The 12,718-nt window shown below is 56.7% G+C and carries 10 protein-coding genes and 1 pseudogene; 6 read left to right on the forward strand and 5 right to left on the reverse strand.

Features of this window, described 5'->3' with window-relative positions:
• Window positions 1-172: 172 nt before the first annotated feature.
• From P9236_RS17970 to P9236_RS17980, 3 genes are all read right to left on the reverse strand, one after another.
• Window positions 173-1,351 (reverse strand): Xaa-Pro peptidase family protein, encoded by a 1,179-nt coding sequence (locus P9236_RS17970; RefSeq protein ID WP_063169327.1) that lies wholly within the window; start codon window positions 1,349-1,351, stop codon window positions 173-175.
• Between the two features lie 401 nt (window positions 1,352-1,752).
• Window positions 1,753-2,901 carry a M20 family metallopeptidase gene (locus P9236_RS17975; RefSeq protein ID WP_063169328.1) on the reverse strand — a complete coding sequence of 383 codons (1,149 nt, stop codon included), beginning with the start codon at window positions 2,899-2,901 and terminating at the stop codon, window positions 1,753-1,755.
• Window positions 2,902-2,937: 36 nt separating this feature from the next.
• Window positions 2,938-4,116, reverse strand: a complete 1,179-nt coding sequence (locus P9236_RS17980; RefSeq protein WP_063169329.1) for an aminotransferase class V-fold PLP-dependent enzyme — start codon at window positions 4,114-4,116, stop codon at window positions 2,938-2,940.
• 844 nt (window positions 4,117-4,960) lie between these two features.
• Between P9236_RS17980 and P9236_RS17985 the strand changes: the two genes are divergently transcribed.
• The 3 genes from P9236_RS17985 (at window position 4,961) to P9236_RS17995 (ending at window position 8,538) form a co-directional block, all read left to right on the forward strand.
• Complete coding sequence (locus tag P9236_RS17985) at window positions 4,961-5,428, forward strand: Lrp/AsnC family transcriptional regulator (protein WP_063169330.1); 468 nt, start codon at window positions 4,961-4,963, stop codon at window positions 5,426-5,428.
• A 409-nt stretch (window positions 5,429-5,837) separates the two neighbouring features.
• Window positions 5,838-7,025, forward strand: coding sequence for a M20 aminoacylase family protein (locus P9236_RS17990; RefSeq protein ID WP_063169331.1), 1,188 nt, complete (start codon window positions 5,838-5,840; stop codon window positions 7,023-7,025).
• Window positions 7,026-7,104: 79 nt separating this feature from the next.
• Window positions 7,105-8,538 carry an amidase gene (locus P9236_RS17995; RefSeq protein WP_063169332.1) on the forward strand — a complete coding sequence of 478 codons (1,434 nt, stop codon included), beginning with the start codon at window positions 7,105-7,107 and terminating at the stop codon, window positions 8,536-8,538.
• A gap of 808 nt (window positions 8,539-9,346) precedes the next feature.
• Here P9236_RS17995 and P9236_RS18000 read toward each other — a convergent pair.
• The gene (locus tag P9236_RS18000) at window positions 9,347-9,652 is read right to left on the reverse strand and encodes a hypothetical protein (protein ID WP_164548505.1); all 306 of its coding nucleotides are present in this window, start codon (window positions 9,650-9,652) and stop codon (window positions 9,347-9,349) included.
• 2 nt (window positions 9,653-9,654) lie between these two features.
• On the opposite strand from P9236_RS18000, the gene P9236_RS18005 reads away from it, so the two are divergent.
• The 3 genes and pseudogenes from P9236_RS18005 to P9236_RS18015 all read left to right on the forward strand — a co-directional run.
• Window positions 9,655-9,984, forward strand: a complete 330-nt coding sequence (locus P9236_RS18005) for an ATP-binding protein (protein WP_272482847.1) — start codon at window positions 9,655-9,657, stop codon at window positions 9,982-9,984.
• A 771-nt stretch (window positions 9,985-10,755) separates the two neighbouring features.
• Window positions 10,756-11,763, forward strand: a complete 1,008-nt coding sequence (locus P9236_RS18010) for an ATP-grasp domain-containing protein (protein WP_063169333.1) — start codon at window positions 10,756-10,758, stop codon at window positions 11,761-11,763.
• Window positions 11,764-11,951: 188 nt separating this feature from the next.
• Window positions 11,952-12,232, forward strand: a pseudogene (locus P9236_RS18015) (integrase core domain-containing protein); the annotation flags it as partial.
• A 48-nt stretch (window positions 12,233-12,280) separates the two neighbouring features.
• On the opposite strand, the gene P9236_RS18020 reads toward P9236_RS18015, so the two are convergent.
• Window positions 12,281-12,520 (reverse strand): IS110 family transposase, encoded by a 240-nt coding sequence (locus tag P9236_RS18020; RefSeq protein ID WP_063169335.1) that lies wholly within the window; start codon window positions 12,518-12,520, stop codon window positions 12,281-12,283.
• Window positions 12,521-12,718 lie beyond the last annotated feature (198 nt).

Below are 12,718 nucleotides of genomic sequence, written 5' to 3' on the forward strand. Positions count from 1 at the left end.
ACTCATGTGCTAGGCGAGATTCTCCTGTCCCAGAGGTTGGGCATGCCGCACCTCTCAGACAGCGCCGTCCTTAAGCTAGATCCGTTCATCCGCTCGCCGCAGAAACAAATTTCAACCGGCTTCGAACGGACCCAGTGAGATCGCAAAACGATTTGGGTCACATCCAAATCACCTAGTCCACGACGATCAAGCGGCGATCAACATCTGCCAATCGCTCACCGCCCCTTTCGGTTACAATAAATGATTCAGAGATGGCGGCGCCGAACCCTTCGAGCCTAACCCCCGACTGAAAATGGAAGCACATTCCTGGTTGTAGGATGGTCTTGTCGCCCGCGCGAATACTAACCGTGCGTTCGCCCCATTCCGGCGGGAAGTTGAGTCCGATTGAATAGCCGGAGCGGCCTATCTTGATATACCCGTTCCGCTTGAGGATATCTTGCCACACCGCATTAAGCTCCTCAACGACGGTACCAGGCTTTGCCATCTCGAGCACAGCATCCCCGCCTTCCACTATAACCTCAGCAAGACGCGAGACCTCTGCGGGTGGCTTTCCGATGTGGACGGTGCGGCACAGCGGCGCACAGTAGCGGCGTCGGGTGGCGCCGAACTCCATGAGAACCAGGCCAGAGGTCGGCAAGGGCTCCTCGGTCCAACTGAGGTGCGGAGCGTTCGTTTGTTCGCTAGTCTGGATAAGAGGAGGACCGCTAGAGTCGCCATATTTACCGTCCACCCCTCGTGTCTGGGCCCGGTACACCTCCGCGACGACCTCATGTTGCGGCACTCCAGGCCTTAGGTTAGCGATTGCCGTCTGCATCGTATGCGTTGCAAGGTGGCCCGCTTCTCTCATGTAGACTAGTTCAAGGTCAGATTTTATAAGCCGTGCCCAATTGACTAATTCGCGGCTATCAGAGAATTTTGCATTCGGAAGGCCTTTGACGAGATGTTGATGTGCTCGGGCAGTATAGAAGTGGGCGTTAAGCTCGACACCGATTCGATCAGATCCCCAGCCGCGCGAATTGATAAGCTCGCAAAGATCGTCAAATGGATGTAATTCTGGATGTTGAAGTCTATGATCGGAAAATGAGCTTATATTTTCTCTAGGCAGATCCGTCGTTATATAAGCGGAATTTACATCGACGAAACGTCCGAACCAGAGGGGCATGTCCGACTGGAGATGCACTAAGACCACCTGAGGCACGTAGAACGAATAGCCGTCAAAGCCGGTAAGCCAATACATATTCGCGGGATCCTGGCAGATCAGCAAGTCCAGCCCCGCTCGCTCCATCCGCTGCTTCACGTCATGAACACGACGCCGAAACTCCTCGGGCGGAAATGGCTTCTCATATTTCATCTCGTCGAGTCCTTCAAAACAGGCATTCCTCGAACGGATCAGGCATTCGTCCTGTCCGCATACTTTCTCTTCGTATCACGTCACAAGAGGCTGTTTTCCCCGAGGATTTCTTCTTGTCGCGGAAAATCTGCATTTCCTAGGCACTTGCCGTACGTTATCCGCATATGAGCGCCAAATTTTCGGTGGCTCTGCGTCTCCGGTGGAAGATCATGCCCTCCCTATGGTGAAGACGCACTCTGCCTGTCGCAACAGAATTTCAAGCACGGGCGGCAAGATCTACGTGGGAAGCGCCGACGAGACCAGCGAAGATCGGGACGTTGCGGCCGCCACGCTCATGCAGCATCCGGGGCGTCCGCGGCCCAATGGACGGGGTTTGAGCACCCCCATCAGGCCGGCCACTCCTAATATGTGAGCATGATTCTCTGGTACAAATCAGCAGCCTTGGTCAGTTGATCGATTTCAACGAACTCGTTGTTCGTATGGGCTTGGGCAGTACGCCCGGGTCCGATAATCACACACGGGATCCCAGCCAATGACAGCTGATTTGCATCCGAGCCGCCGGTGGCTCCCTTCTGCTCTCCGGTCCCCGCGACGTGGGCACAAGCCGCTCCTGCGACTGCTGCAATTTTGCTCGACCCGGAACTGATTGGAGGCGGGTCTTCCAATGCGGGAAGCAATGACCGAACATTGATCTTGTCTTCGCCCTGGCGAAGGCCTTCCAGTATGCTTTCTACCTCCGCCAACGCGTCCTGCGGCCGCTCCCCGGGTATGAGACGCCGATCGACCCAGATACGGCATACCGGCGGTACAGTGGTAAGTTCCAAACCTCCTTCGATGAGGCTCACGGTCAGCTGTGATGACCCTACCAATGGGTGCTGCGCCCGAGACACAAGGGATCGATGGTGCTCATCAAGTGCCAATACCACCTTGGCCATGCCCGTGATCGCGTTCACTCCGAGATGAGGCTTCGACGTATGAGCCGGTACACCCTGAACCTCGATTTGCCAGCGGACAGAACCCATGTGAGCTACAACGAGCTCTAATTCGGTGGGTTCACCGACTACCGCACCCTCATAAGCGACACCGGAATCGGCTATAGCGCGGGCGCCAAGTTTGCGGTACTCTTCGTCAATGCTGGCTGCCACAACAACCGTGGCCCGGGGCTGCCGTTCACCAAGTGAGCTAAGCGCAATCAACATAGCTGCAAGTGAGCCTTTTGTGTCGCAGCTACCTCGCCCATATATTCGCCCGTCCCGTTGCTCACCCGAGAATGGATCTGATTCCCACCTATCGATAGGAACGGTATCCATATGAGCAATGAATAGAATACGCCTATCGGGTTCTTTCCCAGGTACCCAGGTCAGGAAATTCGAGCGACCATCGGCCACCTCCTGTATCCCGTAAGCCAGCTTCCGCTCCTTGCAAAAACCCTCGAGGAACTTGGCTACACCTTGCTCTCCACTACCTTTTGGCGACAGCGATGGATTGATGCTCTCGATCTTTATAAGATCTTGGAGAAGTCCGATAGTCTCGGCGCTCTGGGTCGACATGTACTCTCCTGTGTGCATGAACTAGCCGTGTCGCTCTTACTTCGACCAGCTCTTGGCCAGATTGATTACGCGATCGACTTCATCGGCGGTGTTGTAAAGATGCAGGGAAAACCGGAGCATGCCTCTGCGTATTGAGACGATTACCCCGTTCTTCGTGAAATGCTCGTGAAGCGACCGAATGCGGGCGTCGACTGGGCGCCCTTCAACAAGATCGCTGGAATCGCCAACGGCTACGATACTTCCAGTGTGAGCGCCTGGTGGCCCGCCGCAGACCGGAAGCCCGATATCTAAGAGACCAGTGGCCATACGTTTTGCGAGTGAGGTAACGCTCTGGTCGATCGCCTCGGTTCCGATATCAAGTAGCTGGCCCATTGATGCATATGCAGCCAACATGCCAGGGAAGTTGTAATGCCCGATATCAAAGCGGGGCGCGCCAGAGCGCAACTTTACAAAACTAGGTACCGGAGCTGATTCTGGCGCGTTTCCGAAATCTACGCTGAAGCGCGCAAGATAGGCCGGGCTCAGCCGATCGGCCCATTCTTTACGGCAATATAAAAAACCCGATCCATAAAGACCCATCAAACCCTTCACAGTGGACACTGCTACACCGTCTACGCCAAGTCGATTGACGTCGGTGTGGAGTATCCCAACAGATTGCGTCGCGTCCGCCAAAAGAAATGCACCGTAGTGCCTACAGGCTTCGGATATCTGCTCCATGACGGTCCGAAACCCCGGAACCATCGTCACCGTCGCCAAGGCAACAACGCGGGTATGAGAATCAATCGCCTTTACGAATGCATCAGGGGGAATTGAGCCGTTATCCGGCTCTACGACTCGCAACTCGACATTGTAGCGGTCTCTGATCTGAATCCATGGCAAGATATTATTTGCGTGTTCCAATTTTGGGCATAGAACGACGTTGTCTCCATCTCTCCAATCGATCGCATTAGCGATGATGTTGATGCCTTCCGATGCATTCTTGGTAATTGCAATTTCATCGTGATCTGAATTGATAAATTGTGCGAACCTAGCGCGAGTACGCTCGACGTGTTCGAGCATTCTTTCTTCGTCGTTTAGGCCATGCAGCCGATTGTTCAAATGAGGCTCGATTGAAGCCAATGTTGTGCTTGATATGAGGCCCTGGTTCGCGACATCCATGTAGATGGCGTTTGCTGTGGCTGGAAACTCCTTTCGGAGGATGTCCAAGGGAAGCATATGGCTTTCTCTCCTGGGAGTGCGGACGGCGGTTGAGCTACCTTGTTCAGGCGATCGTTCCGGCAAGGGTAAGAATGCCGCCAGACTGGTCTGCGCTGACCTGCCCATTTTACACGGTGCTCGTGCCGACTTTGGTCTAACATTCGGTCTCCCACGCCGCATTCCTGCGCCAAACCGCGATTCACGCAGAGATCGCGAGCCATTCTCGCGGATCACTGAAGCGTCTCGACGGAATGCAGCTGCAACAACTGCCTCACGAGAGATCAATTTGGGTAATTCTCAGACCGCGGATAGGGCTTCTTACCAGTGCTTGGAGCGACGTTAGCCTGACTGAGCCGACGACCTTCTCCTCCAGCCCCACACCCATGCGGATCATAGTTCACTCGCGGCCGACGCGCGAGGGCCGTAAGGCATCCGAAAGCCGGGGCCGGTTCATAGCCTGACTCTCATGGTCTCCGATTTATGCTGCAACGCCGACACCCTTGGTGATGTCGCTCCCTAACACGCTTGCCTCGAACTGATGCGAGCGTGCTGCAACTCATGTTTTCTGCGCCTGAGCAACGAGATCGGTAGGATCTTTTCGACCGGGGATCGCCCCCACCCGATCGAATCTGCCGTTCTTGCGCTGGCCCGCAACTGCTCACCAGCAACGCCCATCGATTCAGCGGCACCCCTCAGATAGTTATACTATGCCGGTATTGTGCGCAGATGGCGAAAGAAACGCCGATTTTCTGCGACTTGGACCGACTTTAGCGCCGAGAGGGCGTTTGGCACTTGCTACATTTTGGACGTACGGACTGGCGGCCTTGGCATTGGCCGATATCATCATGAGCAGAGATTGTGAATGGATCTGGATCGAATTGACCGGAAGATTCTCAACGTCGTGCAGCGCAACAATCGCCTTACGACAGAGGAATTGGGCGAACTTGCCGGACTATCGGCTACCGCTTGTCAGCGGAGATTAAAGCGACTTCGAGACGCTGGCGTCATCGAAGCGGACGTTGCCATAGTTTCACCGGAAGCCGTCGGTCGGCCCCTGCTCCTGCTGGTATCCATCACTCTCGAGCGCGATCGCGCCGATATCATCGATCGTTTCAAGCAGGCAATTCGGCGGACGCCTGAGATCATGAACGCTTACTACGTTACGGGTGAAGCGGATTTTATTATTACGGTCTCTGCTCAGGACATGGCCGAGTACGAGGCGTTTACCCGTCGTTTTTTTTACGAACATCTTGAAGTAAAGGGGTTCAAGACAATCGTTGTAATGGATCGGATCAAGGCGTCGTTTGCTCTGCCAATTGCTGAAGAGTAGCCTTCAAAAGAGCCCGCCCAGGCAACCACCACGCGCCTTCCGCGGGTCGCAGTTGTCCCGCACTTCTGAATGTCGGCTGTCCTATTTTGAATGGTCCCGCATATATACCAGGGCACCTCCTCTCAGCCTGCAGGTGTTATGCGCCAATGACCAAAAAACGATGATATTCTGCGGGACCAAGGCGCCCTTCGCGCAACCAAGCTCTTTGGCACTTGCTACATTCTGGGCGGAGCGGAATTCAGGATTGTCGGTCCCCGGCTAATTGGAGCGGCTTCAGTCGGCGGAATAGCTGGGGTGCCTACGTCGCACAGAGGATGCTGTGCTCCCGGCAGCGCGGAAACGGGTCTCCCGGCTCTCGCAAGGACAAAGCGTGAAATTCGCCTGCAACCGGCAAGAAAGGAAAGTCCCCGTGGCAATTCTCAATAGCGTCGCAGAGTTTCTCCCCGAGATAGTGGCTTGGCGCCGGGACATCCATGCACATCCCGAACTGGGCTTCGACATCCCCCGTACTTCGGCATTTGTCGCCGAGCGCCTGCGCGAATTCGGCTGCGACGCCGTCGCGACCGGCATCGGCAAAACCGGCGTCGTTGGCGTCATCAAGGGCAACGGCGTCGTGAGCGACGGTAACCCAAAGGTTATCGGATTGCGCGCTGACATGGATGCGCTGCCGATCAACGAAGCGACCGATCTGCCCTATGCGTCCAAGAACAAGGGCTTGATGCATGCGTGTGGGCATGACGGCCACACCGCGATGCTGTTGGGTGCCGCGCGCTATCTTGCCGATACTCGGAATTTCGCTGGAACGGCGGTCATGATCTTCCAACCTGCCGAGGAGATCGGTACCGGCGCCGTTGCCATGCTAGATGACGGTTTGATGGAGCGGTTCGGCATCGAGCACATCTACGGAATGCACAATCGTCCGGGCTTGCCGGTAGGTGTCTTCGGAATCCGGCAAGGTCCAGTGATGGCGGCAACTGATAGCATAGAAATTAGCATTGAAGGGCGAGGGGGGCACCCTGGAAGGCCTCATGAATGCATCGATCCGATTCTGGTCGGCGCTCAGCTTGTGACGGCCCTGCAGCATATCCTGGCTCAGAACATTGACCCTGTCGACTCGGCAGGAATTTCGTTCCACCAGTTCCAGTCCGGGCAGAGACTAGTCCCCGTCGTTCCGCAAACAGCGGAGTTGGTGGGCACCATGCGGACGCTAAAGCCGGAGGTGCGCAAGTTCGTGAAGGAGCGGGTGGGCGAAGTGGTCGCCGGCATCGCCCAGATAACCGGCGCGAAGATAGATATTAAATTTCAGAGCTTCGACGCAATTCTCTTCAATGAGGTCCAGCAGACCGACCTTGCGAGAAGCGCGGCCAAGGGCGTGGCCGGTGAAAACAATGTGCTCGAGACGCCACCGGTAATGGGGGGGGAAGATTTCTCCTTCCTGGCGCAGGCGCGGCCGGGTGCTTTCGTCTGGTGCGGGAACGGTGACAGCGCCGGCCTGCATCACCCTGCCTACAATTTCAACGACGAGGCGATTCCTTATGGAACATCGTACTGGATCAAGCTCGTAGAGAACACGTTGGGATCCCGTCCGACGTCTTGATGATCGGTCTGACAAGGGCCGCAGAACGAATGAATAACTGCCGTCTTATGCCAGGCTTGAATGTAGCGGACCTCGTAAAATGAAAACTCGTTCATCCGTGCCAACATCTCTTGAGGGTCTGTCGGCGTGCGAATGCCTGGAACTCTACCGAAGGCGGCAGCTCTCGCCTGTTGAAGTCGTCGATGACTGTCTCAGCCGCATCGACGCCAACAACCCGGCGCTGAACGCATTTTGCCTCGTCGACCACGAAGGGGCCAGGTCTGCTGCCCGGGCCTCGGAGGGTCGATGGATGAAGGGGGAACCAGCCGGAGTACTAGATGGCATTCCGGCCACCATCAAAGACCTCACCTTGACACGAGGCTGGCCGACAAGACGTGGCTCATTGTCCGGCAGCACCGAGGGACCCTGGACTGAAGACGCCCCTGTTCCAGCCCGTATCCGTGAGACCGGTGGCGTTATCCTGGGCAAGACAACCACTCCAGAATTTGGCTGGAAAGGGGTAACAGACAGCCCGGTCTACGGGATCACCCGCAATCCCTGGAATCCTGACCTGACACCAGGCGGGTCGTCGGGAGGGGCGGCAGTTGCGGCTGCGCTCAACCTTGGCTTTCTTCATCAGGGTAGCGACGGCGGGGGATCAATCCGGATACCGGCGAGCTTCACGGGGACCTTCGGCTTCAAGCCAACCTTCGGCATCGTTCCGCAATGGCCAGCTAGCGCCATGACAACGCTGTCTCATTTGGGGCCGGTGACCCGCACCGTTGCGGATGCGATCCTGATGATGAATGTGATTGCACGAAAGGACGCTCGCGATGGCTATGCGGGTCCGGCGTACCTAGGTCTCGACCCCGATCCAGCAAAGACCACCATCAGGGGCCTGCGGATCGGCTACAGTCGGAACCTCGGCTATGTCAAGGTGGCGCGAGATATCCAAAACGTTACCGATAATGCGATCGACCAGCTTCGAGCTCTTGGGGCCGAGGTGGCCGAAGTCAATCCGGGATTTGCGGATCCGGTGGAGGTGTTTTCTACATTCTGGTTCGCTGGCGCCGCCCGTATTGTGTCACGAATGAACAAACAGCAAAGACAATTACTAGATCCTGGCTTTCTGGAAGGTGCCGAACGCGGGCTGAAGATCACCCTTACCGAATTTCAGGAAGCTGAGGCGATGCGGTTCGAGCTCTCCGCTCTGATGGCGAAGTTCCACGAAAATTACGATCTCTTGGTCACACCGACGATGCCTATCGCGCCGTTCCCCGTCGGGCGAAATGTGCCGGATGATAGTTACAAGGGGTGGGTGGACTGGACGCCCTTCACCTACCCTTTCAACTTGACCCAGCAACCAGCAGCATCGATTCCATCGGGCCTGGATGATCAAGGGCTGCCCGTCGGGCTACAACTGGTCGGCGCGCGCTATTCCGACACCTCCGTCCTAGCCGCGGCATATACGATCGAAAGTCGCCTGGGGCTTCCTTCTTTCGCGAGGAGCAGATTCCACGCTGCCACCCCTTAAAACTTGAGACTGCCGCGCTCAAGCACCTGACGGCCTCCAAGCGGTCAAGCCACGGACGCGAATGTCATTCGATAAAGGGGCGCGGCGTCATAGATGGGCAGTCCTGTCCTACGACGGATTGCTGACGTCACCATCGGGGACAATGTACATTCAAATAGGAGTGCGTCAATCTTGGGATGTGCGGCGCGAAGTCGCGACACAGACTGCAACCCGGGGACTCCATTTCGGTAACACTAGCCGGCCGCGTATTACCTTCGATGCCGCCGATGGCTACTCTTGCCCCTGCGGATGAATCCATGCCCAGCAGCTCTTCGCCGCAGTGTCTTGAGTCTGCGGCCAGACGGCGAGCTTTGCGCCGGCCGGAAGCTGCCGGAGGAGCGTGGGCGCCAGTAGCAGGCTCGACATGGCCACGGGAAGTTTGACAGACGTGGCCAGTGCAGCCTGGCACCAGATACTGAAGCCGCAGTCCCTGGTTATCGCGACGGCTCCGCGCTCAACCAACCGCCTGGCAGCTGCAATGTAGGCCGGCTCGAGAGAGGCATCGCCAGGACTGACCCTCTCCGCCAAAGCCCCGGCCGCGGTCTCTATTATAATTGGGAAGTCGAAGTTGCCGGGTTGAAGACCGACCCCGATGCGGTGGCGGAAATTCACCAGGGCGCAAGTCCGATCTCCAGCCTGTGATTTTTGCAACACTGGCCATCCAATGAGGATCCAACTGCCGTCTGATCGTGACAATTCAGCTGCGTCAAATGCCTTTGCCGCCAAGATGGCGCGTATCGTCAGGTTGTGCTGACCAAGCTGGGACGCTCTACGAGCGCAGGAATCCTGCATTCGCCTGACGCTTCCGGCTCGGTTGCAAGGCTCGGGAATAGTAATGACGAAACAGTGGATCAGCACGCCGTAAGCCCAGTGCAAAAAATGCGGGCTTCGTGCCGAACCTTTTTTTGGAACGGCGGGCGCGGATCTCATCATTGAGATTACCGGAAAGCCTGTCCGGACTTTTCCGAAGCCGCACTGTTATCCTGTTCGAGAGCGACGCATCGATGGTTCCTTTCCCCGCCTCATCGACAAGCTCACCCGTGTCCACTTGGCTCATCCACGACGACTTCGGCAACCATGCTCTCTCCGATCAGCAGCGCTTCCACCTCTTCGAAAATCGTCGAGGAGCGCTATCAGAGAAAATCCACCCTGATCACCGCCCAGGTCCCCGTGGCAAGCTGGCACGACCTTATTAACGACAGCACGGTCGCCGACGCTATACACGACCGCTCGTGCACAATGCACACCGCATCGCCCTTCAGGGCGAGAGCATCCGAAGAAAAAAGCCTCGGCCCTCTTGACCGACTCCGAGAACACCGAAATCAATCAGCCCTACAGCAACCAGGCTGCCGAGGACCAACCTCGACGAACTGTCGGACTTTTGTGAAAACGCTGTCCGGGAATTAGCGGAATCGCTGTCCAGCTTTTGAAGCGCGCAATAACACTATGGCCGTCATCGAAATGAGCAAGGCGAAGTGCTGATTGCCGCGTTTGTTCCGGGATTAAGCGCCAGCCTCTCAAGAAGATTTATGCCGACTCGCCATCATTGTTGAAACTGCTGCAGCGCTCGCACGTTGAAGCCGGCCAGGCCGGGCATACGATTATGCGGATCGCCTTCGCCCAACTTCAATTCTGGACGCCAGGGCTCGATGTAAGGGACCGGCGAGCGTCAAAAGACTGCGGATGGGTCGCCGCTCGTCCCCTGGGATACGATCTCTGTCGGATTTTGTCGCGCCTGCGACATAGTGGTTGTGCGGGCCAGTTTAGTACCTGATATGACCGTAAGTTTGATATCAAACTCAAAGCACTGGCCGACGTGCATTTTGCGAGGTTGGCACGGTTTTTGAAGCGATCATTTCGCGTCGGAGCGCTCTCATCCGCCGGTTATCATCTGTTTTGGCATAAACCCTGCATAAGGCTTTATTGATGGTACCGCAACCCAACTCGCCGTCTTTCGAGCTACTTGGGCAAAAAGAGCACCGCCAGCGGAAAGGGTCGGGAACCGGAGAGGGAACCGGGTGGTGGACCTATGTTTGTGGAGGGGGTTGTGAAAAGGGTCAGCCATGGTGCTTCGAGCCTCTTGTACTCGTGCAGGTCGTCAATGTTGATATAGCGGTTGGCCTCCATCCAGTTTTCATTGGTTTCGTGACAGCAGACAAACGTCAAAGGAGATAGCTCATGCGAGTAGCCATCGTAACGAACAGTGATTTCAACGGTGTGATTAACCGGTTCGGTCAGCCTTGTCCGCAGCCGCCGCAGCCTTGGCCGCATAGCGGCACGTTGGAAGATGTGGTGGCGGCACTTCAAGAGGGCGGCCACGAGACGGTAGTGTGTGAAGGCGATAAAGGACTGCTCGCCAGTCTCGAGCGGTTCATGCCACCTGATCCGCAAGGTCGCCCCTCGGGAATGGTCTTCAACTTGGCGGAGGGAATTCAGGGCGAAAAGCGTTACACTCATGTTCCTGCCATGCTTGAGATGGCCGGTGTTCCATACACTGGATGTAGCCCCTTCGGGATTGGGCTGACGGGAGACAAAGTCATTACCAAAATGCTCATCCGCGATCAGGGCGTGCCGACTCCGAACTTTCGCGTGATGCGTCGCGGCACCGAGAACACCGGCGACCTGAGATTCCCAGTGGTAGTGAAGCCGCGGGAGGAGGACTGCAGCTTCGGATTGCAGATCATACATGAACACTCTAAGTTGCGGCAGGCCGTCGAAGTGATCGTCACGCAGCATGCTCAGGATGCGCTAGTGGAGGAATACATCGAGGGGCGGGAAATCTGCGTTGCGTTGCTCGGAAACGGGGAGCCCGAAGTTTTGCCTCTAGTGGAGCAGGACTTCGGTGACCGCGAAACGCGTGTTATGAATTGGGATGCGAAGTACGTGGCGGCCGCAGCGGTGCCCAAGATTTGCCCGGCGAAAATCGAGAGCGGGCTTGAGACGATGTTACGGGATATTTCGGTTGCGACCTTCCGTGCCTGCCACTGCCGGGACTATGCCCGCGTCGATTTCCGGATCGATCGCTCAGGCCAACCGTTTGTCCTAGAGATGAACTCGGTGCCGGCCCTTGGTATACACTCCAGTTATGGCACAGCTGCAACGGCCGGCGGACACAGCTTCGTAAGCTTGATCAATCGCATCCTCAATGTCGCCCACACCCGCTATTTCGGAATCGGCGTCTCATAGTGGATTGATCGGATCAAAAGAGTCCGATTTCGGGATTCCGTTTTGCGGTTTGGCGTGCGAGTTAGATGCATGCGCAATAGCATCCCCCTTCACCGTTTTGGCCAGCGACCGTCAGCGCCTGCAAGCGCTCGTCGCGGCGCCAGGAAGCCCGCAAGCACGTTCGGGGGCCGCATCGTCGCGCTGTGCTTCGAACCACGAAGCCAAAGCATACTTGGACCACCGGCTAGGTCGAGCGAATGAACCGCACCATCAAGGACGCGACGGGCAAGCGTTTCCACTACGACGATCATGACCAACTGCGTCGGCATCTTGCCGACTTTGTTGCGGCCTACAAATTTCGGCCGCAGGCTGAAGGCCCTCAAAGGTCTCACCCTACGAGTTCATCTGCAAGGCATGGGCTTCCCAGCCCGAGCGCTTCACTCTCAATCCGCTCCACCAAATGCCTGGACTTGTCTATTCGGCGTGTTGAAGTCAATCCCATTCAAGCTTCCTAGGCTGACCTGCCGACGCGATTATCCTAGCCTGATTGATGTAACCGCGGCGTCAAACCGAGATACGGCCCCACGTCCTTCGAATTCCTGAAGGGGGCAGGAATATCGACCGTGGCGTTGAAACCCAGTGCAACGATAGGGCCGACGCCCAGCACGGTCATCAACCGCCTGCAAACCGTGTCACCCCTCACGATCGACAACAGTCTTTCGTGTAGCACCGTGAACTGCTCGCAAAGTTTCCGACGGGCGGTGAGCAACGTCTCCATGATGTCTCGAGTTCCGGAATGTCACCGGAAGGGTCCCGGATGCGATCCGCGAATTTGCCGGCCGTCGACAATGCCAACTTTGAGACCGAAGTTACGAAACAGGCCACGGATGTCGTTCTCGATGGCGATGGCCTTTTCCTGAAGCGACTTGAGGGCCGTCAGCAGCGCCCGGCGATTCTGGGTCGTCAGCGTCTTGAC

It is taken from the genome of Mesorhizobium sp. WSM4884 (assembly GCF_029625675.1).
Taxonomy (GTDB): domain Bacteria; phylum Pseudomonadota; class Alphaproteobacteria; order Rhizobiales; family Rhizobiaceae; genus Mesorhizobium.

Excerpts from the sequence above, each read along its gene's own strand:
- P9236_RS18010 (WP_063169333.1), top strand. The coding sequence starts at position 10,756 with ATGCGAGTAGCCATCGTAACGAACAGTGATTTCAACGGTGTGATTAAC.
- P9236_RS18005 (WP_272482847.1), top strand. The coding sequence starts at position 9,655 with ATGCTCTCTCCGATCAGCAGCGCTTCCACCTCTTCGAAAATCGTCGAG.
- P9236_RS17975 (WP_063169328.1), bottom strand. The coding sequence starts at position 2,901 with ATGTCGACCCAGAGCGCCGAGACTATCGGACTTCTCCAAGATCTTATA.
- P9236_RS18020 (WP_063169335.1), bottom strand. The coding sequence starts at position 12,520 with ATGGAGACGTTGCTCACCGCCCGTCGGAAACTTTGCGAGCAGTTCACG.
- P9236_RS17970 (WP_063169327.1), bottom strand. The coding sequence starts at position 1,351 with ATGAAATATGAGAAGCCATTTCCGCCCGAGGAGTTTCGGCGTCGTGTT.
- P9236_RS17995 (WP_063169332.1), top strand. The coding sequence starts at position 7,105 with ATGAAAACTCGTTCATCCGTGCCAACATCTCTTGAGGGTCTGTCGGCG.
- P9236_RS17985 (WP_063169330.1), top strand. The coding sequence starts at position 4,961 with ATGGATCTGGATCGAATTGACCGGAAGATTCTCAACGTCGTGCAGCGC.
- P9236_RS17980 (WP_063169329.1), bottom strand. The coding sequence starts at position 4,116 with ATGCTTCCCTTGGACATCCTCCGAAAGGAGTTTCCAGCCACAGCAAAC.